The 23784-nt window shown below is 72.2% G+C and carries 18 protein-coding genes; 5 read left to right on the forward strand and 13 right to left on the reverse strand.

Translation table 11 applies throughout. The features are described from left to right. Both GGQ83_RS02335 and GGQ83_RS02340 read left to right on the forward strand, forming a co-directional pair. Window positions 1-762: a formyltransferase family protein gene (locus tag GGQ83_RS02335; protein WP_184381983.1), complete on the forward strand. Its 762-nt coding sequence runs from the start codon at window positions 1-3 to the stop codon at window positions 760-762. Beyond that, window positions 759-1967 (forward strand): capsule biosynthesis protein, encoded by a 1209-nt coding sequence (locus tag GGQ83_RS02340; protein WP_184381984.1) that lies wholly within the window; start codon window positions 759-761, stop codon window positions 1965-1967. Before GGQ83_RS02335 ends, GGQ83_RS02340 begins: the two co-directional genes overlap by 4 nt. 9 nt (window positions 1968-1976) lie before the next feature. Here GGQ83_RS02340 and GGQ83_RS02345 read toward each other — a convergent pair whose 3' ends face one another. The 3 genes from GGQ83_RS02345 to bcsD form a co-directional block, all read right to left on the reverse strand. Further along, window positions 1977-2405: a SufE family protein gene (locus GGQ83_RS02345; RefSeq protein ID WP_184381985.1), complete on the reverse strand. Its 429-nt coding sequence runs from the start codon at window positions 2403-2405 to the stop codon at window positions 1977-1979. Beyond that, complete coding sequence (locus GGQ83_RS20005) at window positions 2402-3151, reverse strand: CarD family transcriptional regulator (protein ID WP_311726995.1); 750 nt, start codon at window positions 3149-3151, stop codon at window positions 2402-2404. Before GGQ83_RS20005 ends, GGQ83_RS02345 begins: the two co-directional genes overlap by 4 nt. A gap of 486 nt (window positions 3152-3637) precedes the next feature. Beyond that, complete coding sequence (gene bcsD, locus GGQ83_RS02355) at window positions 3638-4123, reverse strand: cellulose biosynthesis protein BcsD (RefSeq protein WP_184381986.1); 486 nt, start codon at window positions 4121-4123, stop codon at window positions 3638-3640. A gap of 170 nt (window positions 4124-4293) precedes the next feature. Between bcsD and GGQ83_RS02360 the strand changes: the two genes are divergently transcribed. Together GGQ83_RS02360 and GGQ83_RS02365 are read left to right on the forward strand one after the other, a co-directional pair. Beyond that, complete coding sequence (locus GGQ83_RS02360; protein WP_184381987.1) at window positions 4294-5712, forward strand: MBOAT family O-acyltransferase; 1419 nt, start codon at window positions 4294-4296, stop codon at window positions 5710-5712. 10 nt (window positions 5713-5722) lie between these two features. After that, entirely contained in the window at window positions 5723-6826 is a 1104-nt protein-coding gene (locus tag GGQ83_RS02365) for an alginate O-acetyltransferase AlgX-related protein (RefSeq protein ID WP_184381988.1), read from the forward strand. A 163-nt stretch (window positions 6827-6989) separates the two neighbouring features. Here GGQ83_RS02365 and GGQ83_RS02370 read toward each other — a convergent pair whose 3' ends face one another. The 9 genes from GGQ83_RS02370 to GGQ83_RS02410 all read right to left on the reverse strand — a co-directional run bounded on the left by GGQ83_RS02370 (window position 6990) and on the right by GGQ83_RS02410 (window position 21995). After that, window positions 6990-7985, reverse strand: a complete 996-nt coding sequence (locus tag GGQ83_RS02370; RefSeq protein WP_184381989.1) for an alginate O-acetyltransferase AlgX-related protein — start codon at window positions 7983-7985, stop codon at window positions 6990-6992. A 39-nt stretch (window positions 7986-8024) separates the two neighbouring features. Then, a complete protein-coding gene (locus GGQ83_RS02375) occupies window positions 8025-8795 on the reverse strand; it encodes a GDSL-type esterase/lipase family protein (RefSeq protein ID WP_184381990.1) in 771 nt (256 codons plus the stop codon). Next, window positions 8792-12781, reverse strand: a complete 3990-nt coding sequence (locus tag GGQ83_RS02380; protein WP_184381991.1) for a cellulose synthase subunit BcsC-related outer membrane protein — start codon at window positions 12779-12781, stop codon at window positions 8792-8794. Before GGQ83_RS02380 ends, GGQ83_RS02375 begins: the two co-directional genes overlap by 4 nt. Continuing rightward, on the reverse strand, window positions 12778-13473 hold the full coding sequence (locus tag GGQ83_RS02385) for an ABC transporter permease (protein ID WP_184381992.1): 696 nt from the start codon (window positions 13471-13473) through the stop codon (window positions 12778-12780). The genes GGQ83_RS02380 and GGQ83_RS02385 overlap by 4 nt, the downstream gene beginning before the upstream one ends. After that, window positions 13470-14465, reverse strand: a complete 996-nt coding sequence (locus tag GGQ83_RS02390; protein WP_184381993.1) for an alginate O-acetyltransferase AlgX-related protein — start codon at window positions 14463-14465, stop codon at window positions 13470-13472. The genes GGQ83_RS02385 and GGQ83_RS02390 overlap by 4 nt, the downstream gene beginning before the upstream one ends. Next, the gene (gene bcsA, locus GGQ83_RS20255) at window positions 14462-19174 is read right to left on the reverse strand and encodes a UDP-forming cellulose synthase catalytic subunit (protein WP_184381994.1); all 4713 of its coding nucleotides are present in this window, start codon (window positions 19172-19174) and stop codon (window positions 14462-14464) included. Before bcsA ends, GGQ83_RS02390 begins: the two co-directional genes overlap by 4 nt. Beyond that, the gene (locus GGQ83_RS02400; protein ID WP_184381995.1) at window positions 19171-19971 is read right to left on the reverse strand and encodes a cellulose synthase operon protein YhjQ/BcsQ; all 801 of its coding nucleotides are present in this window, start codon (window positions 19969-19971) and stop codon (window positions 19171-19173) included. The genes bcsA and GGQ83_RS02400 overlap by 4 nt, the downstream gene beginning before the upstream one ends. 13 nt (window positions 19972-19984) lie before the next feature. Further along, window positions 19985-20827 carry a hypothetical protein gene (locus GGQ83_RS02405; RefSeq protein ID WP_184381996.1) on the reverse strand — a complete coding sequence of 281 codons (843 nt, stop codon included), beginning with the start codon at window positions 20825-20827 and terminating at the stop codon, window positions 19985-19987. Between the two features lie 106 nt (window positions 20828-20933). Continuing rightward, entirely contained in the window at window positions 20934-21995 is a 1062-nt protein-coding gene (locus tag GGQ83_RS02410) for a glycosyl hydrolase family 8 (protein ID WP_184381997.1), read from the reverse strand. Between the two features lie 145 nt (window positions 21996-22140). Here GGQ83_RS02410 and GGQ83_RS02415 point away from each other — a divergent pair, with 145 nt between their 5' ends. Further along, window positions 22141-23049 (forward strand): fumarylacetoacetate hydrolase family protein, encoded by a 909-nt coding sequence (locus GGQ83_RS02415; protein ID WP_184381998.1) that lies wholly within the window; start codon window positions 22141-22143, stop codon window positions 23047-23049. On the opposite strand, the gene GGQ83_RS02420 is transcribed toward GGQ83_RS02415, so the two are convergent. Then, complete coding sequence (locus tag GGQ83_RS02420) at window positions 22982-23722, reverse strand: TetR/AcrR family transcriptional regulator (protein ID WP_184381999.1); 741 nt, start codon at window positions 23720-23722, stop codon at window positions 22982-22984. The two genes, GGQ83_RS02415 and GGQ83_RS02420, sit on opposite strands and share 68 nt — an antisense overlap. Window positions 23723-23784: the final 62 nt, after the last annotated feature.

Below are 23784 nucleotides of genomic sequence, written 5' to 3' on the forward strand. Positions count from 1 at the left end.
TTGTTCACCCTGGAGGGCGCCGCCAGCGCGGAGGCCACGTTGCGTTTCGCCGAAAGCCTGGGCCCGCGCCTCGTGCTGGTGGGGCACTCCTCCCCCTTCCGCGCCACAAGCGCGACCTGGCGCGCGCTACGGCGGGGCGGCCTGGGGCTGCTGCCCTATCTGATGGTGAACCATGCCCTGCCCATGCTGGGCGGGGCCTTGCGAAGGCCGCCCCGCCTTTCCGCCCTCTGCGCCGCGCGCGGCATTCCCGCGCTGCGCCTGGACGCGCCCGCGGCGATGCGGGCGGCGCTGCGCGCCTCCGGGGCGGAGCTGCTGGTCTGCTACCACCTGGACCGCATCCTGGACGCCGAGACCTTGGCCCTGCCGCCGCGCGGTGCGATCAACGTGCATCCTTCGCTGCTGCCGCGCCACCGCGGCCCCATCCCCGCCTTCCACGGCCTGGCCGAGGGCGCCACGGGCGTCAGCATCCACCAGATGGCACCGCGCATTGATGCGGGCGGCGTCTGGGCCCAGCGCGCCGTGCCGCTGCCGCCCGGCACCAGCGCCAGTGCCGCCGCCCGCGCCCTGCACCTGGCCGCCCTGCCGCTGCTGGAAGAGGTGCTGGCGCGCATCGCCGCCGGCGAGGCCCCGCCCGCGCCGCCGCAAACCCTGCCCTATCGCGGCTGGCCCAGCCCCACCGCCCGGCGCGTGGCGGGCGTGAAGCTGCTGGGAAAGGGTGATGCCGCCGCCGCCTGGCGCGCCCCGGCCGGGGGGTGGCGGTGAAGCGCTTCCTCTTCCTGCAAGGCCCCATCAGCCCCTTCTTCGACCAACTGGCGGCGGAGCTGCGCCGGCGCGGCCACGCCACCCACCGCATCAACCTCTGCCTGGGCGACAAGCTGTTCTGGCGCGGGCCGGGGGCGGTGGACTTCACCGGCACGCTGACCGACTGGCCGCGCTTCGTCAGCGATTTCCTGGACCGCGAGGCCATCACCGACCTGGTGCTGCTGGGCGAGCAGCGGGTCTATCACCGCATCGCCATCGGGGCGGCGCAGGCGCGCTCCATCCCGGTCGCGGCCACCGACTACGGCTATCTCCGGCCGGACCGCATCATCCTGGAGCGGGACGGGCACAACGCCATGTCCCATTTCCCGCGCGAGCCGGCGGAGATCCTGCGGCTGGCGGAGGCCTCGCCGCCGCTTGCCACCCCCTCGCCCTTTCGCGACAGCTTCGCGCGGCAGGCCAGCTGGGACATGGCCTTCCACATGGCCAACCTGCTGCCCTGGCCCTTCCGCCATTTCGAGACGCATCTGCTGAACTCGCCCATCCCGATCTATCTGGGGACCGGGGTGCGGCTGGCGCTGCGGCCACTCGCGCGGCGGCTCGGCCAGCGCCTGCTGGACCGGCTGCCGGCGGAGGCACCGCTTTTCGTCTTCGCCATGCAGATGGAGATGGATTTCTCGCTCCGCGCCTATTCGCCCTTTCCCGACCAGGACACGCCCATGCGCGAGACGGTGGCGAGCTTCGCCGCCCATGCGCCGCCGCATGCCCACCTGGCCTTCAAGGTCCATCCGCTCGACCCCGGGCTGAAATGGTGGTCGCGGCGGGTGGCGCGCATGGCGCGCGCGGCCGGCGTCGCGGGGCGGGTGCACTTCGTGGACGGCGTGCCGCTCGGCGCCCTGCTGGCACGGTCGGCGGGGGTGATCACGGTGAACAGCACCGCCGGCATGAACGCGCTGGAGGCCGGCAAGCCCCTGCTGGCACTGGGCGAGGCGGTGTATCGCGTGCCGGGACTGACGCATGAATCGGGCCGGGACCGCTTCTGGACCGCCCCCGAAGCGCCCGACTGCGCCTTGTTCCAGGCCTTCCGCCGCGCCATCAGCCATCATCTGCATGTGGTCGGCGGGTATTACGATGACGAGGCGCTGCGCCACGCCATCCAGGGCACGGCCGACCGGCTGGAGGCGGGGCTGCCGCTGCTGGGGGCGTGACCGTCGCCTTCAGCCCGCGGCCTCGGCCCCCATGCGCTGCGCCGCGGCCTGGATGCGCCCGACCACCGCGGCCGCCCCGTTGCGGCGCGACATGCTCAGCGCCTCGTCGAGGCCGAGGCGGCCCAGAAATTCCGGCCCCGTGGCCATGATCTCGGCGGGGCTGCGGCCGTCATAGACCCGCAGCAACAGGGCCAGGATGCCCTGCACGAAGGCGGCATCGCTGGCGGCGCGCAACCGCAGCCGGCCGCCCTCCGCGCGCGTGGTCAGCCACACGCGGGACTGGCAGCCGGAGACGCGATTGGCCTCCACCATCTCCTCGGGCGCCAGCGGTTCCAGCTCGCGGCCCAGTTCCATGAGGTAGCGGTAGCGGTCCTCCCAGTCGTCGAAGAGGGCGAAGCCTTCCTCGAGTTCGGCGATGACCTCCTCCGCTGCGCTCATGCGCTCGACTTGGCGAAGGCCACCAGGCGGTCGCTGGCCTCCAGCCGATCGATCTTCTCGATGGCGGCGTATTCGGCGGCCAGGCGCTCCAGCGCCTGCTCGTAGATCTGCCGCTCGCTGAAGGACTGGTCGGGCTGGCCGGCGTTGCGCTGCAGGTCGCGCACCACCTCCGCGATCTGGATGGGGTCGCCCGAGTTGATCTTGGCCTCGTATTCCTGGGCGCGGCGCGACCACATGGTGCGCTTGATGCGCGCGCGTCCCTTCAGCGTATCGATGGCCTGCTCGAACTCCTTGGGGGTGAACAGCTTGCGCAGCCCGGCCGTCGCCACCTTGGTGACGGGCACGCGCAGCGTCATGCGGTTTTCCTCGAAGGTGACGACGACCATCTGCAAGGCATGGCCCGCGGCCTCGATGGTCTCGATGCCCTGCACCATGCCCACACCGTGCGTCGGGTAGACCACATGGTCCCCGGCCTTCAGCTCGATCTTGGCGGCGGGCGGGCGCGGGGCGGGGTTCTGCCCCTCGGCGAAGCCAGGGCGGCCCGGGCTGCGGACGGCGAAGGAGGGCGGCATGTTCGGCCGCCCCGCCGCCGCGCGCGCGGCCATGGACCCGCCCCCGCGCGAGGGCGTGTCGGTCGGCGCCGCGATCACGATGGAGGGCCGGGGCGTCGCCGGGGCCTCCGCGGCCGGCTCGGAAGCGGGGCTGTTGGTGTCGGGTGCGGTGGTGGACGCCTTGGACTTGGTCACGGGACGGGATGATACCTTGCTGTGGGATTCGACGGGGCGCTGGGGCTGCGCTGGCGGCGCCGCGGGCGCCTTGACTTCGGGGGCCCGGACTTCGGGGACAGGGACTTCGGGGGCCGGGGCTACCTTCGCAACCCTTGCCCGGGGCGGTGGTTCCTTCGCGGCCGGGGCCGGCTTGGTCTTGGCGGCCGTCTTGGCCGGAGGGGACGTCACGGGCGCCGGCTTCTTGGCCTTTGCCTGGGCCTTCGCCTGGGCCGCTGGCGCCTTCGGCGCGGGAGGTGCGGTGGCCGGCTTGCCGCGGGAAGGGGTGGCCATGGCGTTCGCTGCTCCTGCCGTCCGACAGATATGGCAGCGTCACCGACCTCAGCCTGCGCCCCGGGCACTTAACATCCGGTGCATCAGGCCCTGGCGCACGCCGACCATCCTCACGAATCTTGGAACCCTAGCACAAAAATGGCGCGCCGTCACGCGCGCCCCCGATGGAGCGCCTTACGCCGCCTGGGCGTAGCGCAGCACCACCAGCGCGCCCTCATGCGCGGCCTGGCGCACGGGCACGCCCTCCACCGCGCCGGGCTGGGCGTCGAGCCAGGCCTGGTAGAGCCCCTCCAGCACCGGGATGATCCAGGCGCCGGCGGGATCCTCGGGCAGGGAGACCAGGGGGGCGGCGGCGTGGCGCAGCACCATGGCCGCCTGCGCCTCGTCCAGCGAGACCTCCACATAGCCCCATTCGGCCTCGGCCAGGGCGGCGTTCATCGCGGCCTCCAGCGCCGAGAGGCTGTCGCAGGGCGGCAGCGTCATCTCCCGCGCCATTCCCTCGCCCAGGGCGCGCAGGAAGGTCTGGCGCGCCTCACCGGGCAGATGCGCCTGCGCGATCCCCATCAGGGCACGGACGAAGCCGCGCCATTGCGGCGAGACGCCCCGCCGCGCGAGGTAGGAAAGCGCACCCTGGTCCGCCATCTGCAGCTTCACCTTCACGCCCGCATTCCCGCTATTTCCTTGCGACAAGTTCATCATAGGCTGCCCGCGCCGCGGGGTCATCAACGATTGCGGCGCGCGGCGTTCTGTTCTAGCCCAAAACCCCAGGTTTTCCGAGGCCGGACCCCACCCATGCGCCCCCCTTTCCGCCCCGTGCGGGCCCGCCGCGCATGATCTTCGCCTCCTTCGAGTTCCTGTTCCTGTTCCTGCCGGCCTTCCTGGTCGCCTATTTCCTGAGCCCCACCCGCGCGCGCAACGCCGTCATCCTGGTCTTCTCCTGGGGCTTCTACGCCTGGTGGCGGGTGGATTTCCTGGCGCTGCTGGTGGGTGTCACGCTCTGGAGCTTCTGGCTGGCGCAGGCCATGGAGGGCCGTGGCGAGGCCGCGCGCACCCGGCTGATGGTGCTGGGCCTTGTCGGGCAGCTCGGCGTGCTGGGCTGGTTCAAATACGCCAACTTCGGCGTGCAGACCTTCAACGATGCGGTGATGGCCTTCGGCGGCACGCCCATGCCCTGGGCGCAGATCATCCTGCCCGTGGGCCTGTCCTTCTACGTGCTGCAATCGGTCAGCTACCTGGTGGACGTGTATCGGCGCGACGTGCCCGTCAGCCGCGACTTCGTGGCCTACGCGGCCTACAAGGCCATGTTCAGCCAGCTCATCGCCGGGCCCATCGTGCGCTATGCCGAGGTGGCGGAGGATCTGCGCGCCCGCAGCCACTCCTTCGAGAAATTCGGCCTGGGCGCGCGCCGCTTCATGGTGGGCTTCGCCATGAAGGTGCTGGTGGCCGACACGCTGGCGCCGCTGGTGGATGCCGTCTTCGCCCTGCCCGCCGCCACCACCACCGAGGCCTGGGTGGGCGCCATCGCCTACACGCTGCAATTGTTCTTCGACTTCGCGGGCTATTCGGCCATGGCCATCGGGCTGGCCATGATGTGCGGCTTCCGCTTCCCCGAGAATTTCGACAACCCCTACCTCGCCGGCAACATCCAGGAATTCTGGCAGCGCTGGCACATGACGCTGAGCCGCTTCCTGCGCGACTACCTCTACATCTCGCTCGGCGGGAACCGGCACGGCCCCGTGCGGACCTATGCGAACCTGCTGCTGACCATGGTCATCGGCGGGCTGTGGCATGGGGCGAACTGGACCTTCATCGTCTGGGGCGTCTGGCATGGCGCCCTGCTGGCGCTGCACCGCTTCTGGCGCGCCTCGGGCGGCGGGCCGCTGCCCTGGCTGCTGGGCCACGCCCTGCTGATGCTGGCCGTCATCCTGGGCTGGGTCGCGTTCCGCGCGCCGGATTTCGCCACGGCCTTCGCCTTCTACGCCGCCATGTTCGGCGCGAACTGGGGCGGCATCTCCGATGCGCTGGCCTGGCAGGTCACGCCGGACCAGTGGTGGTTCCTCTGGCTGGCGCTCGGCCTGGTCTATCTGCCGCTGCTGTCGGGGCGCCTGCCCTTCCTGCGCCTGCACCCCACGGGGCTTTCGGGCCTGTCGCGCCCCGTCTGGATGTGGTGGCCCTTCCTGGCCTTCCTGCTCGGCCTCGTGCTGCTCTACAGCCGCGCGGCCGTGCCCTTCCTGTATTTCCAGTTCTGAGGGGGCGCCGATGCAAAGCTGGACCCGCACCCCCGCCACCGCCCTGGCCCTGCTGACCACGGCGCTGCTCGGCTGGGGCGTGTACCAGGGCGTGGCGGCCCTGCGCTCCGATGCCGGGCAGGCGCGCCTCGCGCCCACCTTGAACCTGGAGGCCTTCCTGGACGGCCGCACCACGGCGGCCGTGAACCACGTCCTCGCCCACCACCTCCCGGCCGACCCCTGGGTGCGCGCGGCGGGCGGGCTGTTCCGCTGGGGCCTGTTCAACTCCGGCGGGCCGGCGGTGCGGGTGGGCTGCGAGGACTGGCTGTTCCTGACGGAGGAACTCCGCCCCTTCGACGGCGCCGAGACCGCCATGGCCGAGCGCGTGGAGGCGCTGCGCCGCATCCAGGCCGCGCTGGCCGCGCGCGGCATCGCGCTCGTGCTGGCCGTGGTGCCCGACAAGGCGCGGGTGCATCGGGACATGCTCTGCGGCGCCCCCCGTTCCGCCCAGGCCGAGGCGCGGCTGGCGGCGCTGGAGGCCGCCCTGTCCGGCCTGCCCCAGGCGCCCCTGCTGCCGGCGCTGTCCTCCCTCGCCGCGCGCGAACCCGCCTATTGGCGCACCGATACGCATTGGAACCAGCAGGGTGCCACCGCCGCCGCCGCGGCCATCGCCGAGGCCACCCGGGCGCTGCCCTTCGAACGCCGCGTCGGCATCGCCACCACCCAGGCCCCCACCGAGACCGAGGCGCCGGCCGACCTGCTGCGGCTGATGGGCCTCGACCTCCTGCCCGACCCCTGGCGCCCCCACCGCGACCGCCAGCACGACGCCACCACCACCGTGCCGGCGGCCGAGGGCGGCGGCCTGCTGGACGAGGCGGTGCCGGAGGTGGTGCTGCTCGGCTCCTCCTATTCGCTCAACGCCAACTTCCATGGCGCCCTGCAACAGGCGCTGGGGGCGGCCATCACCTCGCTGGCCCAGGCGGGCGGCGGCTTCCACGGGGCGGCGGCGGCCTTCTTCGGCGGCGCGACCTTCCGCGAGACGCCGCCGCGCCTCGTCATCTGGGAATTCCCGGAGCGCGTGATGGGCCAGCCCATCACCCCGGCGGAACGGGCATTCCTGGACGGGTGGCGATAGCGCCACGGCGTTGCCAAGCGGCTGATTCACGCCTTTGGTATCCACCAAAGGCGATCAGACGCTGCCGCGCGGCTGATTCACGCCTTTGGTATTTACCAAAGGCGATCAGACGCTACCGGGCGGCTGATTCACGCCTTTGGTATTCACCAAAGGCGATCAGACGCTACCCGCCCAACGCGGCCCGCACCCCGCCCAGGAAGGCGTCCGTGCTCATGGCGTGCTGCGGAAATGCGGAGCGGTTGCTGGGCAGCAGGACCATCGCGCCCTCCAGCAGGCTCAGCACCAGCAGCAAAGGCCGCTGGCGCTGGAAGGTCTGGGAGCGCAGGTAGGACAGCAGCGTCTCGTAGGGGCCGAAATTCGCCGTCTTCCAGTCCAGCGCGACCGGCCGGCTCAGCCCGGCCGAGAGTGCAGCGGCGAAGTTGAACTCGGGCGCCAGGAAGCTGCTGCCCACAACCGCCACATCCGAGCGGTCCTCCTGCACCAGCGTCGCGCCCCCGCGCGGCACGGGCGCGCGGATCAGGAAGGATTCGGCCGGGAAGGCGCGGCGTTCCTCGGGCGGGACGAAGTCCAGCAGGTCGTTGCGGCCCCTGACGCGCTGCACCGGCGGCCCCAGCCGCTCACCCGGACCGGGACTGGCGGGAAAACGGAACGCCGCCTGGATGGCCGAGGCCATGACCCCCGCGGCCAGTTCCGCGCCGGCCGGTGTCCAATGCGTGTCGGCCTTGAAGAAGAGGCGCGGTTCGGGCCGGGCGGCGGCCTCGCGCGCCATGGGCGTCATCAAATCCGGCACCAGCCGCACGCCCCCCTGGGTCAGGGCGGCGCGGGCGGCTTCGTAGCGCCGTTGCGCCACGGGCGAGGGCGCCATGCCAGGCGGCAGCATGTTCCGATAGACCATGGCCTTGGACGGGATGAGGGTGATGACCGTCTCGACATGGGCCGCGCGCAGCATCCCCACCGCCTCGGCCAGGATTTCGCAAACCCGGGGCAGGTTGGTGGTGTCGGCCTGCTGCACATTGTCCCAGGGCGCGAAGAGCCACCCATCCCGGCCCCGGATGGCCGAAAGGCGCTGCGCTTGCGCGGCGGGCGCGGCCAAGGCGGTGCCGGCCGCGAGTGCCACGAGGCCGCGGCGCGTCAGTACAGGCGTGGGCGATGGGTTCATTGGTGGCGCTTCCCCTCGTGATGGACCTCGGATGCCGCCCTACCGGGTGGCCGGCGCGGGCACCTCCAGGGCGGCGCGCAGGGCGCTTTCCAAGGCGGTGGAAAGTATCGCGTAACCATAGGGCGTCAAATGCAGCTGGTCGTAGGACACCAGCGAGGTCAGGCGCTGCCTGCCATCGAGCAGCACATCCGCGGCATCCAGCCCGAACAGCGTGCGCCCATCCGGGCAGGGGGCCAGGAAGCGATTCACCTCCTGGTTGAACGTGCGCCCGGTGTCGTCGGGCTCGGTCCCGCGGGGCAGCAGTCCGACCAGCACCACATGCACGCCGGGGGCACGCGCCCGCACCTCCTCCACCACGCTCAGGATGGCCTGGGCCGTGGGCAGGGCATGCCAGCCGAAGCCCGCATTGTTGGTGCCCACCAGCACCACCACGGCGCGCGGGCGCAGCGCGGCGGGCCAGCCGCCCTGGCGCAGGCGCCACAGCAGCGTCTGCGTGGTGTCGCCCGCGACGCCCATGTTCAGTGCCCGGCGGTGGCCGTAGAAATGCTGGAACAGGGCGGGCGTCCAACCCGCCACCAGGGAATCCCCCAGGAAGACCAGTTCCACCTCCTCCAGCCGCGTGGCCGAGAGCCGCCGCGACAGCGCCCGGTTCAACTCCGCCCATTGCGGCCAGGGGTGGGGCGCGGGCCGGGCCTCTGGCGGCAGGGTGCGCATGTCCAGCGGGCCGGGGCAGGACGCCAGCGCGGGAGGGGCCAGCGCCGCCAGCCCAGTCAGGACCAGAAGGGCGCCGACGGCGCGAAGCCAACTCACCATACGGGACGGGTCGCGCCCGAGGGCATCCGCACCAGTTCCGGCGCGCCGGCGCGATAGCTGCTCACCATCGGGTCGTTCACGTTGGGATAGACGGTGGGCGCGCCCGCGAACAACGGCTCCAGGTCGGCGCGCGGCCGGTCAAGCCGGTAGCGCAGATAGAAGAAGCCCGCCGTGTCCGCGAAATTCCCCACCCGCTCATACCGGGCCGCCGCCCCCAGGCGCAGGTTGGGCGTCATGGCGTATTCCAGATTGGCGAAGATGCTGCCCGTGGGCCCGCTGCTGCGCTGCCCGCCGATATGCGTGTCGAAGACGCCCGGGTTGGCCGCCGCCTGCGCCTCCAGCGCCGCCTGGTAGCCCCGGTTGGTCGGGAAGACGGGGGCCAGCGCCGTGCGGAAGCTCTGCCACCCCACCGCGCCGATGCCGCGGAAGGTCCAGTCGCCCCATTGCGCCCGATACTCGCCCTGCAAGGAGCCGACGAAGGACCGCGCGGGGCTGAAATACCCACCATGGCCGAAGGTGAAGCCGCCCGCGTTGCGCGAATGGCCCGTGTGGCGCAGGTCCACGCCCACCGTCACCTGCTGCCCCGGCTGGCGCAGCACGGCGTAGTAGACGCCGCCGAACACCTCCCACCGCGTGTTGTCCACCACATTGGTGCCGCGCAGCATGTGGGCGCCGCCGCCACCATAGAAGCCCAGCCGGTCGCTGGTGGAATATTCCAGCGTGACGCGCCCGCCCGTGCGCGTCACCGCGCCCCAGAAGGGCCCGTGCGAAGGCGATTGCTGGTAGCCCGCGTAGGAGAGCATGGAGCTGGTCTCGGGCGTGCGCTCCGCCGTCAGGCGCAGGCGCAGCCCCTCCGTGATCCGCGGCACCGCCTCCAGCATCCCGGTGAAGGTGGGCCGGTGGAAGCCGAGCGGCGTGGAACCCACCTCCGCCCGCATGTTCTCGCGCAGCCAGGTCATGCGCAGGGCCACGCCGTCGATGTTGCCCTGCGGCCGCTGGAAGGCGGGCGCGGTGACGTCCCGCTGGAGAAAGAGCGGGTTGGTGCCGAAGGATTGCTGGTCCCGGAAGCCCGAGCCAAGCCGCCCCGATTGCAGCGCCACCATGTCCGCGCCCAGCGTCAGCCGCCCCCCCACGCCCGGCAGCGGGGCCGAGACCTCGGTCGGCGCCGTCAGCGTGGTCAGGCGCGAGGTGCCGCCCGAGCCGGGCCGGGCATGGATCTGCAAGCCGCTCTGCAGCCACACCGCCGCCTCGTCCCGCGCGCGGATCAGCTCCTGCGCGATCTGTGAGGTCAGCGCATCGGTCAGGCGCACGGCGCGCGCGGCCCCCGCGCCGGGGCGCATGGCCTCGGCGGCCGCGGCGGCGGCCCCCACCTCGCCATCGGCGCGGAGTGCCGCGAGGCGCCGCGAGGCCGCGGCCTCCATCAGCCGCAGGGTCGCGGCCTGGTTGCCCTGGGCGCGGTTCAGCCGCGCCTCGGCCAGCGTCATCCGCAAATCGCCGGGCGAGAAGAAGGCGCCTTCCACCAGCGCGGCATGGGCGGCGGCCCAGTCGCGCTGCTCGACGGCGATGTCCACCAGGGCGATGCGCGCCTCATGGTTCCGCGGGTCCTCGCGCAGGATGTCCTCCACGATGCGACGCGCCTCGGGCAGGCGGCGACGCGCCATCAGCAGCCGCACCATGGCGAGGTTCTGGTTGCGCGCGGCGGGTGCCGCGCCGCGCTGGGCGTCGCGGGCGGTCAGCGCGGCCTCGGCCTCGGCGAAGCGGCCCCGCAGGGTGGCATCGTCGGCCACGGCCATGGCCTCGAAATCCAGCACGGCGTTCAGCTCGCGCCGCTCCTCCGCCGTCAGGTTCTGCGCGCGCGTGAGCGGCGAGGTGATCTCCTGCGCCACCGCCGGCCGCTTGGCCTGGATCAGCGCGCCCGCGATCAGGATGCGCGACATCACGCTGGCATCGGGGTTGGCGCGCAGCGCGGCCTGCGCCGCCTCCACCGCCGCCTGCGGTTCGTCGAGGCGCCCCAATGCCCGGATCACGGCCGGCGCCAGCAGCCCGCCCGGGTCACGCTGGCCGGCGGCGGCGACCATCGCGCGAAGCGCGTCGGGCTGTGAAGCGCGCAGCGCGTCGGGGGGTGAGGCGCGCCGTGCGTCGGGCTGCCGGCCGCGCGCATCGGGCCGGCGGGCGCGCACCGCGTCCTCCAGCTGCTGCACCTCGAATTCGCGCCGTGTCAGCGCCGCGATGCGCGCCATGTCCGGGTTGCGAAGGCGGGCCGGCACGCGCTCGAACAGCGCCAGCGCATCGCCGAAGCGCTCGTCGTCGAAGGCCAGAAGGGCGGCGGCCATGGAGGATTCGGCGTCGGTGCGCGCCTCCAGCCCGCGCTCCAGCCGGCGCGCCTCCTCAGCCTGGCCGAGTGTCTTGAGGCGCCGCACCAGGTCCACCGTGGGCCAGGGATTGGCGGGGTTCAGCGCGATGGCCGCGCGCAGCTGCTCCAGCGCCTGCTCGGGATGGTCGAGGCGGCGCGCATTCTCCACCAGCGCGCCGGCATGGGCGACGCGCGCGGCCTGGCTGGGGGCGAGGCCCGTCTCCCGCCGCAGGCTTTCGGCCTCGGCGAAGCGGTTCTGGCGTTGCAGGGCGGTGTAGAGGCCCTGCAGCGCGTCCTCCTGCCGCGGGCGCAGGGCCAGCACGGCGCGGAAGCGCTGTTCGGCCGCCGGCAGGTCGCCGCGTTGCAGCGCGATCGAGCCCAGGATCAGCTCGCCCTGGATGCGCTCCTCCCCGCGCTGCCGCGCCGCCACACGGGCCAGCCGGTCGGCGCGGTCCAGGTCGTTGCGGGCCATGGCACGCCAGGCCAGCACCGAGGCCGGCACCGGCGGCGGGCCCTGCCGCACGCCCACCTCCACCGGGTCGAGGCTGCCCACCGAACGCTCGAACTCCTCCTGCCGGTCGGGGGCGAAGGCGATGGCGCGGTCGAGGAATTCCCGCGCCTCGGCGAAGCGGTTCTGGATCTTGCGGATGACGGCGAGGCCCACCAGCGCCTCGGCATCCTCCGCGTCCTCCAGCAGGGCGCGCTCGAACTGCACCTCGGCATCCATGAGGCGCTGCTCGGTGATGCGGGCCCAGGCCAGCGCGCGCGCCTCCTGCCCCGGCGTCACGCCGGCGTCCTGGATGCGTTCCAGCTTGGCGTCCAGGTCGCCATCCTGGCCCGTGAAGACCAGCAGGTAGGCGTTGATGCGCGCGGCCGTCTCGGGGTCGTCGCCGCTCCAGAGCAGGGCCTGGCGCCAGGGGTTGCGCGTGGCGTCACGGATGCCCGGCCGCGCCGAGAGGTACTGCATGCGGTCTATGCCCTCCGACCGCGTGTCCTCACGATAGGTCAGCAGCTCGGCCAGCAGCAGGGCGAGGCGGCTTTCATTGGGGTCGGCCGAGACGCGGTCCTGCAATTCCGCCACGGCGGTGCGGTAGCCCTGCTCCGAGGTGGCGGCCAGTGCCTGGTAGTATTCGTTGGCGATGGCCACCGGCACCGCCCGCCCGCCGGCCAGCTGGCGGTAGCGCTCCACCGCCTCCGCCTGGCGGCCGGCGGTGGCGAGCTGCCGCGCCGCGATCAGCGTCGCGGCGTCGTCGGAGAGCAGGCGCGCCACCTCCTCCGCCGTGGCCAGCCGCGGGTCGCCGGGAATGAGGCGGCGCATGCTGTCCAGGTGCCGCTGCACGGTGGCGGGCTGCGCGGCCAGGGCGGCGGCCTCGATGCTGGCCACCATCGCGTCCACATTGTCGGGCTCGACCAGCAGGATGCGGTCCAGCGTCTGCAAGGCGCGCTCGGGCTGGTTCTGCGACAGCCAATAGAGCGCCTGCTCGAACAGGGCGGCCGTGGCGCCCAGCGTGCCGCTCAGCCGGTTGTCCTCCGGCCGCTGCGCCTGGGCGCCCGCCACGGGCATGAGCAGCGCGAGGCCCAGCGCGGCCATGGCGCGGCGCATCCGGCGGCGGGGCGCGGCGCGGGTCATCGGCGGAAGGGCGCCGTGCTGTCGCGCAGCAGGAAGGCGAGCGGCGCGGCGCCGGGGCCCGGCACCAGCCAGATGGAATACATGCCGCCCGCCTCCAGCCCGTGCAGGCCGAATTCGGGCGAGACGCGTTCGCCGCAGACGGCCCGCACCTGGGCCTGCACCGGGTTCACGCTGCGCGCGCGGTTTTGCAGCGCGGGCACGTCGCTGAACACGGCCTGCCCACCGGGCAGCAGCGCCAGCCCCGCCGCCGGGCAGTCCGGCAGGGCGTTGTAGAAGGCGATGCGGGCGCGGGCGCGGTTGAAGTCCGTGTCCTCGACCAGCGCCGTCATGGCCGGGTTGCCGCCCGGCCCGCGATGCACCAGCACCGTCACGAAGCTGCCCGGCGCCACGGTCAGCGTGCCGCTGCCCCGCCGCGACCCTTCCGTGAGTTCGAGGCGCAGCGTGCGCCCCGCCACGTTCTCCACCACCGTATAGGCCGTGACGCGCTGGTGCGGCAGCGCGACGCCCAGCCGCTGCGGCGGCAGGAAGTCGGGCCGCACCGCGACCTCGGCCGGCAGCGTGTTCATCAGCCGCACATAGGCCGAGCCGGGCGGCGGCGCGGGCTCATAGACCTGGCCCTGGGCGCGGGCCTCGTGCGGCTGCGCCAGGGCCAGCCCCAGCGCGGCCAGGAGGGCGAGAAGCGGGCGCCTCATGCCAGCACCGCCTGCCGCAGGCCATTGAGGAAGCTCTCGGCGTTGAGGCCCGATTGCCGCCAGTTCGGGTTGTTGATGGGCGTGGACATGTCGCTCTCGAGGTGGTTCCAGACGATGACGCGCGGGCGGCGCTGGCGGAACTCGCTGCCCCGCACATACTCCAGCAGCGCCGCATAGGGGCCGACATTGTTCGGCAGCCAGGACAGGCCCACCGCGCGCTCCATCTGGTTGGACAGCACGGGCACGAAGTTGAAGCGCGGCTGGACGTTGCTCGTGCCCACCACCTGCATGTCCGAGGCATCCTCCTCCAGCAGCGCGGCCGCGCCGGCGGTGGCGGGCAGCACGTTGCGGATGGGGCTTTCCTCCGGCCCGAAGGCGCCGCGCTGCTCGGGCGGCAGGTATTGCACCAGGTCGCCCACCGCCAGGCGCAGCATGCGGATGCTGCCCAGCCGCACCCCGGCCTGCGGCGGCGCCGGCAGGCGGAACTGCGCGCGCATGGCCGTTGCCAAAGCGACCGCGCAGGTCTCGGCGCCCACCGGCGTCCAGTGGGTGTCGCTGCGGAAGAAGACCGGCCAATGCGGGTCGATGGCGGAGGCCTGGGCCATCACCTCCGCGAGGTCCGGCGCCAGCGCGCCCGCCGCCCGCAGCGCCGCGACGAGGTTGGAATAGCGCCGCTCCACCACCGGGGCGAAGCGCCGCCCGGCCGGCAGGAAGCGGCGATAGATGCGCGCCTTCATGGGAATGAGGCAGTAGGCCACCTCGATGTTGCCGCGCTTGAGCAGGGCGATCACTTCCGTGTGCAGGCCCAGCACTTGGCGCATCGCCACCTCGTCCAACTGGGTGAGGTTGTCCCAGAAGGGAAACAGCCAGCCTTGCTGCCCAGCGAGCACCAGGGAATCCCCGGTGCCCTGGGCCCAGGCGCTCCGGGCGCGCGTCGCGCCGGCGGCCAGAACCAGGGCGGGCGCGGCCAGCAGGGCGCGGCGCGGCGTCACAGCGAACGCTCCCTCAGGCGGCGCGCGGCGCGGCGGCGCAGCACCCAGTAGAGCGGGGCCGCCAGCAGGATCAGCGCCAGGGTCGTCATCAGCACCAGCGTCCAGGGGTTGTTGCCCAGGTAGTATTCCGGCCAGAGCCAGGGCGGCAGCAAGCCCACCGTATAGGTCGGGCCGATGCGGAAGGCATCCACCCGCCCGCCCGAGAGCAGTGCCAGGTCCCCCTGCACGCGGGGCAGCTGCTCGCGGTCGCGCAGCGCCACGATCATCGCCTCCACCCCTTCCTGGCTGGAGCCCGTCAGCGCCACCACCGAACGGCCGGCGCGCAGCGGGCTCTGGAAGCCGATCAGCGCGCCCAGCGCCTCGCCGGGGGCGGCGAGCTGGGCGGAGACGCGGTCCACCATCTCCTGCCGCTCACCGCCGAAGATGTGCCGGAAGGCGGGCAGCCCGTCATTGACCCGCACCGTCAGCCGGTTGCCTTCCATCTGGATGGGGCCATCGGCCAGCAGCCGCGCCAGGGCGGGCTGGCGGGAGAGCTCACCGAACACCAGCAGGTCGCGGTCGGCCAACGCCTGCAGCCCGTCGGGTCGGGCCACCTGCATGCCGATGGGCGGATAGCCCACGATGGCCGACAGCTTGCCCATCAGGGTGAAGACCGATTCCAGCTCGGCCGCCGTGGGGCGTTCCGGGATGACGGCCGCCGTCTGCGCGAAATCCGCGAGCCGCGTGAAGGGAAAGCCCGAGCTGACGAAATGCGCGAGGTTGGGCAGGGTGGCGAAGCGGTGCGCCCGCGTCAGGTCCAGCGTGCTGTCCGGGTCCACCGCCGCGCGGATGTCGCCCGGCACGGCCACGCAGTCGCCGCGGTGCAGCGGGCGCATGTCGAAGCGCAGCTGCAGCTCGTTCTGGCCGAACATCAGGTAGGTGGGCATGCCCACCGTGGACTGGCCGCGATCGGTCGAGAAGAACTGCTCGCGCACCCAGCTCAAAGGCCAGCCCGGATCGGAACCCGCCAGCGGGACCGAGCGGAGGAAGACGTCGTTGATGGCGACATCCATGCGCGACACCGCGACATCCAGGATGGGCCCGGGCGGCGCGCGGAAGCGGATATCGGCCTGCAGGGGCCGCCCGCGCCAGGTGTAGAGGTCGGGCGCCGTGCGGAAGGGCACCTGAATGGGGCCGGGCACATAGCCGAAGGCCTGGAGTTCCGACGGGTCCATCAGCTCGCCGAAGCGCACGGGGCGGTCGGTGCGGACCCAGCGCGGCGCGTCATAGGGAAGGCGCGCCGGGATATCCTGCGCGCTGACCAAGGCGAGTTCGCCCGTCAGCGCCTCGCGGCCCGCGCCCAGCGCCGTGGCGGCGGCCACCATCTCGATGCCCGTGCGCCCCGCCACCACCAGCAGCAGCCCGAGCGGATCATTGGGGTTGTCCACCACCGCCAGCGTCGGGCCATCCAGGCGCGGAATGGCCAGCCCCGGCACGCTGTCCAGCCCCGCCAGGAAGACCACCGCATTGCCCTGCATCGGGATCTCGGAGGCCACGGGGAAGGTGGCGCCACGATAATCCGCCTGGATGGCGAACCAGGATGAGACGATGGCCCCGGCGCGGATCATGTCGTCGGACGGCGCGCCGGGCATGATGATGGGCAGGACCAGCGGCTCGCGCAGCAGGCGCGGGTCGAAGAAGGGCTCGGGCAGGCGCGCCAGGTCGCGCACGGTGGGCAGCCGCTCCAGCGTCAGCGTCAGCGTGGAGTTATTGGAGATGGAGGCCCAGAGCAGGCCGGAGACCGGGTCGTTGCACTCGATGGCGTAGCGGCCGGAGAAGCGGAAATTCAGCCGGTTCGCGTCCGAGAAGAAGGCCGGGTTGATCGGGAATTCCAGCGGGCCGAAGGCCGGGCGGCCGCGGTCGGGCTGCACCGCGCCCACGAACTGCTCGTTCATGGTGATGGCGATCTGGCTGAGCTCGGGGATCAGCGCGGGCGAGGTGGCGCCTTCCAGCAGCAGCACCGCCTGCGTCACCACCTCGTCGCCGCGCACGCCGAAGAGCACGCCCTGCAGGTCCGACACGCCGCGCAGCTGCATGGGCCCGGCGAGGCCGAGCTGGCTCAGCGTGCGCGTCTCCTGCCGGATGCCCGTGGCGGGCGCCGCGCCGAACAGGCCGGGCAGGCCGAAGGGCTGGGCGGCGGGCGGCGGTTCGGACGGGGCGGCGAAGGGCTGGGCCGCGGGCGGCGGCGCGGCCAAGGGGCCGCCGAGGGGTATGGCCGGCGCGGAGGGGCGCGGCACCAGCGTCAGCGGTGCGGCCGGGGGCGGGACGGGCGCCAGGCTCGGCGCCGGCGGGGGCGCGAGGCTGGGCGCCGCGGGCGGCGCCGCCTGCGGGCGGGTGGCGCCCGGCGGGGGCGGCAGGGGCGCCAGCGGCGGCGGCGCGCCCTGGGCCAGCGCGAAGCCCGGCACCAGCAGCCCCAGCACCAGCGTGGCAGTGGCGGCGGTGCGGTGCCAGAAGCGGCGGCGGCGCGGCGGCGGGGCCTCCTCCTCGTCCTCCTCCTCCTCCTGGAAGGTGGCGACGGGCGGCGCGGCCTGGACGGGCTTGGCCGCAACGGTGCGCGGGCGGGAGAACTGGGATTCACCGGCGAAGAGCCCGCCGATGGTGAAGACCACGTCGCGCAGCGAGCGCAGGGGGCGGTCGGCCGGCACGTCGTCCCAGTCCACCCAGGCATCGGCCCGGCCCAGCACGACGCGCACGATGGCGCCCTCGTCCCGCATGTCCTGGGGGGCGAAACGCACCTGCAGCCGGCCTTCCTGCCAGCGCAACACCTCGGCCGGCACGCGGGTGCGGTCCATGCCGGTATCCACTTCGATGGTCACGAGCGCGTCATCCTCCACGCCCTCCGGGCGGTCCAGGCGCAGGGCGGCACCGCCCAGGGAAAGGTCTTCGGTCACGCCCTCGACGCGGCGGCCATCGGGCAGGATGGCGGTGGCCAGAACGGTGGCGCGCACCCGCGCGCGTTCGCGCAATTGCCGCCGCTCACGCCCCACCGCGATGCCGGCCAGCACCGAGATGAGGCACAGCAGCGCCCAGAACACGTTCAGCGCGTAGGCCTGGAATTCCAGGCTGGCCGGCGGGTTGGTGGAGAGGCCATAGACCCCCAGCATCAGCCCCGTGATCAGCGCCAGCGCCAGGATCATGCTGGGGCCGACGGCGCGGATGTCGAAATAGCCTTCCTCCAGCGTGCCGCCCTTGTCGGTCACGTTGAACTTGCCGCGCTTCGGGTCGAGCAGCGTCGCGAGCATCACGGGCAGGAGATAGACGGTCAGCACCGTCTCGTAGATCTCGGACCAGAAGGAATGGCGCGTCGTGGTCTGCATGCGCGAGGCGGTCACGATGGAGTGGATGATGTGCGGCCCCGCATAGGCCACGATCGCGAGCGGCGAGGCCGCGATGACGTTCTCCTGGAAGATGAGGAAGGCGAGCGGCGCCGTGAGGAACACGAAGCGCGGCAGAGGAAAAAGGTAATGAATGGTTGACAAAAAATAGCAGATTCTCTGCGGAAGGTTGAGACCCCGGGCAAATAGCGGGTTCTCGATCCGCAGGATCTGAATCATGCCGCGCGCCCAGCGCATGCGCTGGCCTATGTGCAGCACCAGGCGCTCCGTCGCGAGGCCCGCCGCCAGCGGCACGCGGAGATAGGCCGTGCGCCAGCCCGCCATCTGCATCTTGAGCGAGGCGTGGCAATCCTCGGTGACCGTCTCGGTCGGCACGCCGCCAATCGCTTCCAGCGCCGTGCGCCGGATCACGGCGCAGGAGCCGCAGAAGAAGGCGGCACCCCAGAAGTCGTTGCCCTGCTGGATCAGCCCGTAGAAGAGCAGGCCCTCATTGGGCACCTTGCGGCCGACCACGAGATTCCGCTCGAAGGGGTCGGGGCTGTAGAAGTGGTGCGGCGTCTGCACCATGGCCAGGCCCTTGTCGCGCAGCATCCAGCCCATGGTGAGCTGCAGGAAGCCGCGCGTCGCCACGTGGTCGCAGTCGAACACCACGATGTATTCGCCATCGGTCTGCGCCATGGCGTGGTTGATGTTGCCGGCCTTCGCGCCCTTGTTGTCGGGGCGGATGATGTAGTTGCAGCCAGCCTCGGCGGCGAAGCGCCGGAACTCCTCGCGTCGTCCGTCATCCAGCAGGTGGACGCGCAGCTTGTCGGCCGGCCAGTCCATGGCCAGGGCGGCGAAGACGGTGGGGCGCACCACCTCCAGCGCCTCGTTGTAGGTGGGGATGAACACGTCCACGACCGGCCACTCGTCCGGGTCGTCCGGCATGGCGGCGGGCTTGCGCTCCAGCGGCCAGACCAGCTGGACGTAGGACAGCACCAGCACCACCAGCGCATAGAGTTCCGCCAGCACCAGCCCGGTGCCGAGGAAGGTCTGCCAGAAGCCCGTGAAGTCCAGCGTCTCGGTGATGCGCCAGTAGATGTAGCGCAGCGACACCAGCGCCGAGAGCACCGCCAGCATGATGGTGACGGTGCGGCCCGGCAGGCGGTTGAAGATGAGGAAGACCAGGAAGCCCAGCAGGCCGAACACCGCCTGCTGCTCGGCCTCCATCGGCACGACGATGACCAGCAGCGCGAAGACGCCGCCAAACAGGGCCATCAGCGTGCCGAACAGCTTCGTGCGCGCCAGCGGCAGCCGGGCGAGCCATTCGGACCTGCGGGAAGGAGCCGCGCTCAACGCGCGCCCCAGCCGGCGCTGAATGGGTCGGGCCCGCTGGGCAGCGCGGCCTCGATCCCGCGCGCGATCTCGCGCAGGTCCTCGGCGGCCTGACTGGTGGGCGCGAGGTCGAGCACCAGGCGCTGCGCGGCCAGCGCCTCCGCCACCAGCTCGTCGCGCGCCACGGCGCCTAGCAGGCGGGGGCCGATATGCCGCGCCACCGTCTCGGCCGCCGCGCGCGAGAGGCGGGCATTGGGGTCCACCGCGTTCAGCACCACGCGCAGCCTTCCGGCGAACAGCGTCGCCATGGTGCCCGCGCCGAGGAAACGACCGCTCTCGATGTCCGGGATCAGCGCCGCACTGGTGGCATCGGGCAGCAGCACGGTGCAGACCAGGCTCGCCATGGGCGCGATGATGTTGAGCGCGTGCGAGGCGCCCGGCGGCGTGTCCGCCACCACCAGCAGGTTGGGGTCGCCCAGGATGGAGCGCATGGGTGCCGCCAGCAGCTCCGGGTCGCGCTCCAGCGCATGGGCGAGGCCGAGCGTGCCGCGGATGTCGCCCGAGCCGTGCGGCAGCAGCATCACGCCCGAGGCGGTCTGCCGCACCAGGTCGCGCCAGTCCGGCCGCTTAGGCAATTCCACCATGAAGCCGCCCGTATCGGTCAGCGGCACGCCGAAATGCAGGCGCAGCGTGTTCTGCGGGTCGAAATCCATGACGAGCACACGGCGCCCCTGGCGGCGCAGCGCATCGGCGATATTCGCCGCGAGCGTCGTCTTGCCGACACCACCTTTGGGCGAGGCGAAACAGAGAAGGGGCATGGAGGCTCCAGGACTAGCGTGCGGGGGGTGCCATGGCGGCACGCGCATCCTGCCTTGCGGCGAGCCCCTCGGCTATCATTCGCATCACCTCCGCGAGCGGCGTCGTGACCTCGGCCGCGGGCAAGGGTTCGGGCGGCGGCGGGGGCGGGGGCGCGTCCTCGGCCGCCACGGCGCCACGCAACAGGGCCAGCGTGCTGCGCGGGGCGGGAGGAGGCGCGGGCGCGCCCATGTCCTGGCTCGACAGCGCATCCAGCAGGGAGAAGCCGCTGCTGGTGGGCGTGGGCGCCGGGACCGGCGTGGGACGAGGCGGCGGCGTGGCCATGACCTGGACCGGAGGGGATGGCTGGGGCGGCGGCGGGGCGGGCGCGAGGTCCAGCAGCGGCGGCGGGGGCGCGGGCGGCACGGCGTTGGCGACCGGGTTGGCGACTGGGGCGTTGGCGACTGGGGCGATGGAGACCGGGGCGATGGGGGGCGGCGACGGCGCGGGTTCAGGCTCGGCCGCCGCCGCGGCGAGTGCGGCCCAATCGATCATGGGTTCGACCATGGGCTCCGGCGCGACGGGAGGGGCGGCCAGTTCGACCACGGCGGCAGGCGCGGTCTCGGACGGCGGCGGGGCGGGCTCGGCATGGGCGAGCGGTCCGAACGGCCCCATCCCCGCGCCCACCGGACCAAAGGGGCCCATGGCGGGACGCGGCTCGGGCATGGTTTCGGAAGGCCCTTCCGCATTCGGGGCGGGCACGGTCTCGGCGGGAGGCGGGGCCTCGGGCTCACCGCGCACGGGTTGATTGCCGAAGCTGCGATACTTCAGCCCAGGGGTATTCAGGGCCGCGCGAATACGGGCGACGTCATTCTCCATGGCGATGCTGGCTTTCGAACCCTCGGTGCCCGTCTAACATGGACGGGAAACCCCCATCGGGAAACAGCAATTTTCGTCATCTTTGCACAAAAATGTTGACGTTTGATCAGCATAGGCCCGAATCCCTTGCAGTCAATGCAACCAACAAGGACAGCGAGGCGGAGTAATAATCGGAAACAGCGCCGCCTTCTTGTACAGGGCACGCCTGGATTGTGGCTGGTGATCGCAACACGCGGATCAGTTGCGCGACCGCCGCGATGCCGGGCGAGGCCGCATAGGGCGATACAACATCATTGGTGAGATCGGCCCAGGCAGGAAGATGCCGGTGCGTCCGGTCGGACCAGAAGCGCGCCGCCGCGGTCAGCGCCGGCTCTTCGGTCAGCCCCACCCAGGCGAAATAGAGCGGCACCCGCACCGCGTCGTAGGAAAAGCGGGGCGGCCAGCCGGAAGCGGGGCGGAGCCGCCCATTCTCCCGCTCCAGCTTCAGCCAGTCGGGCGGCAGGCCCCAGCGGCCGAAGCGCGCCCGGCGCAGCAGCCCGAGCCCGTCCGCCGCCAGCCGCAGCCAGGCGGGGTCCGGCACGGCGGCGGCCAGGGCGCGGATGGCGGGGAAGGCATAATAGGATGGGTTCAGCACCACATGCGCCTGGTGCTCGAAGCCGCGCAGGCCGGGCATCAGCACCAGGTGCGCCCCTACCATGCGCACCAGCCGCCGGAGGATGTCGCGCGCCAGCGCCGCGCCCTGCGCCGCATGCCCCGCATCGCCCCAGCGCGCGCCGGCCTCCAGCAGCGCCCAGGCGATGAACAGGTCGCCGTCGGTCGCGTTATTCGCGTCACTCACCGGCGTGGCGAGGGCGGGGGCATAGCGCCAGGAAAACAGCTCATCCTGCGGGCGCTTCAGCACACGCATGGTCCAGCCGTGCAGGCGGTGGAAGCTGATGGGGTCATCGGCCCGGACGGCGCAGAGCATGGCCCAACCCTGCCCCTCGGAGTGGGAGACGCCGCCATTGCCCGTGTCCACCACCCGGCCCTCCGGCGCCATGAACTGGTCGCGGAAGCGGGACCATTGGCTGCGCAGGGCGTCCTCCGGGTTGGCCACGGCCTGGCGGGCGAGCAGCAGCGGGCCCGCTTTCAGCACGGCACGCCGCGGGGCCAGGAAGCGCGAGGTCATGGGCTGGCAGCTCCTTGGGGGCGGGAAGATGTCGGCCACGCCCTTCCTGCGCGCCCCGCCTTGCCAATCCATGAACACCCCCCCGGCTTGCCAAGCCGCGCCGGGCGCGTCCCTATTCGGGAAACCCTTCCGGAAGGATCACGACATGGCGCTTCGTCTCGTCACCTTTGCCCCGCATGGCGCCCCTTTGGGGGGCGGCCCGGCCCGCGCCGGCGCCCTGCTCAATGACGGCGAGGTGCTGGATTTCGCCGCCGCCGGCCTGCCCTATGCCGAGATGACGCAGGTGATCGAGGGGGGCGCCGAGGCGCTTTCCGCCATCCGCGCCGCCATGGCCGCCCCCGCCGCCACCGCCCGGCTGCCGCTGTCGGAGGTCACGCTCTGCGCGCCCATCCCGCGCCCGGCGCGCAACGTCTTCTGCGTGGGCCGCAACTACATGGACCATGTGGCCGAGGGCGACCGGACCCGCGGCATCACGAACAGCGAGCTGCCGAAATTCCCGCAATTCTTCACCAAGGCGCCGGACACGGTCATCGCCCATGGCGCCACCATCCCGGACCACGGCGCCACCGGCATCACGAAGTGGCTGGACTATGAGGCGGAGCTGACCATCGTCGTCGGCACCGCCGGCACCAACATCGCACCCGAGGACGCGCTGAAGCACATCTTCGGCTGGACCATCGCGAATGACGTGACGGGGCGCGACCTGCAGCGCCGCTACGGGCAGTGGTTCAAGGGCAAGTCGCTGGACGGCTCCTGCCCCATGGGCCCCTGGATCATCCCGGCCGATGAGCTGGACGCCTCCGACATCGCCATCCAGCTCTGGGTGAATGACGAGATGCGGCAGTCCTCGCGCACCAGCAAGATGATCTTCGACGTGGGGCAGATCATGCACCACCTCTCGCTCGGCTTCACCCTGCGCCCCGGCGACTTGATCATGACCGGCACGCCCGAGGGCGTGGGCTATGCCATGGACCCGCCCCAGGTGCTCAAGACCGGCGACGTGGTGAAGATCGCGGTGGAAGGCATCGGGGAGCTGGTGAACCCGGTGGGCTGAGGTCTTGTTCCTTCGCGGCTGATCCGTCGGGGCCAGCAGGTGGCCTCGGCGCATCGGACGCCAGCGCGCCGAACACCATCTCGAGGTGCCCCTCCAGCAGGGCCTGGCGGGGCACGGGGTCGAGCCGCTCGAAGTTCAGCCGCCACATCGCGGCCATCAGCGCGGGCGCCATGATCAGCATGGGCGCCCGCAGCAGGGCGCTGTCCCGGAACTCGCCCGCCGCGACCCCGCGGGCGAGCACCCGCTGGATCACCTCCTGGCCGCGCGCCATGGACAGGCGGTGATAGGCCTCCAGGAGTTGCGGGAAGCGCGGCCCCTCGGTCAGGACCATGCGCATGATCAGCGGCATGTCGCTGTCCATCACGCCGCGATGCGCCTCGATGATGAGGGCGCGCAGCATCTCCGTGGCCGTGCCGGGGGGGTCGGCCAGGGCCGCCTCGGCGCCGGCCAGCACGGGGGCCAGGCGCGACTGCACGGCGGCCTCGAACAGCGCCTCCTTCGTCGGGAAATAGCGGAACACGGTGCCCTTCGCGACGCCGGCGCGGCGCGCGATGTCCTCCATGCGCGCCGGGCCGAAGCCACGCTCGGTGAATTCGGCGAGGCCCGCCTCCAGGATTTCACCCGGCCGCGCCTCCTTCCGCCGGCGACGCGGCTTTGCTGACCCGTCGGTCATTAATGCTTCCCCTCACGCCCGCACCATGATAATGACCAGAGGGTCAATATCGCAAAGGAACA

It is taken from the genome of Roseococcus suduntuyensis (genome assembly GCF_014196305.1).
Lineage (GTDB): Bacteria > Pseudomonadota > Alphaproteobacteria > Acetobacterales > Acetobacteraceae > Roseococcus > Roseococcus suduntuyensis.

Excerpts from the sequence above, each read along its gene's own strand:
- GGQ83_RS02420 (WP_184381999.1), bottom strand. The coding sequence starts at position 23,722 with ATGACCGACGGGTCAGCAAAGCCGCGTCGCCGGCGGAAGGAGGCGCGG.
- GGQ83_RS02370 (WP_184381989.1), bottom strand. The coding sequence starts at position 7,985 with ATGAACCCATCGCCCACGCCTGTACTGACGCGCCGCGGCCTCGTGGCA.
- GGQ83_RS02380 (WP_184381991.1), bottom strand. The coding sequence starts at position 12,781 with ATGACCCGCGCCGCGCCCCGCCGCCGGATGCGCCGCGCCATGGCCGCG.
- GGQ83_RS02400 (WP_184381995.1), bottom strand. The coding sequence starts at position 19,971 with ATGCCCCTTCTCTGTTTCGCCTCGCCCAAAGGTGGTGTCGGCAAGACG.
- GGQ83_RS02365 (WP_184381988.1), top strand. The coding sequence starts at position 5,723 with ATGCAAAGCTGGACCCGCACCCCCGCCACCGCCCTGGCCCTGCTGACC.
- GGQ83_RS02410 (WP_184381997.1), bottom strand. The coding sequence starts at position 21,995 with ATGACCTCGCGCTTCCTGGCCCCGCGGCGTGCCGTGCTGAAAGCGGGC.
- GGQ83_RS02345 (WP_184381985.1), bottom strand. The coding sequence starts at position 2,405 with ATGAGCGCAGCGGAGGAGGTCATCGCCGAACTCGAGGAAGGCTTCGCC.
- GGQ83_RS02385 (WP_184381992.1), bottom strand. The coding sequence starts at position 13,473 with ATGAGGCGCCCGCTTCTCGCCCTCCTGGCCGCGCTGGGGCTGGCCCTG.
- GGQ83_RS02405 (WP_184381996.1), bottom strand. The coding sequence starts at position 20,827 with ATGGAGAATGACGTCGCCCGTATTCGCGCGGCCCTGAATACCCCTGGG.
- GGQ83_RS02360 (WP_184381987.1), top strand. The coding sequence starts at position 4,294 with ATGATCTTCGCCTCCTTCGAGTTCCTGTTCCTGTTCCTGCCGGCCTTC.
- GGQ83_RS02415 (WP_184381998.1), top strand. The coding sequence starts at position 22,141 with ATGGCGCTTCGTCTCGTCACCTTTGCCCCGCATGGCGCCCCTTTGGGG.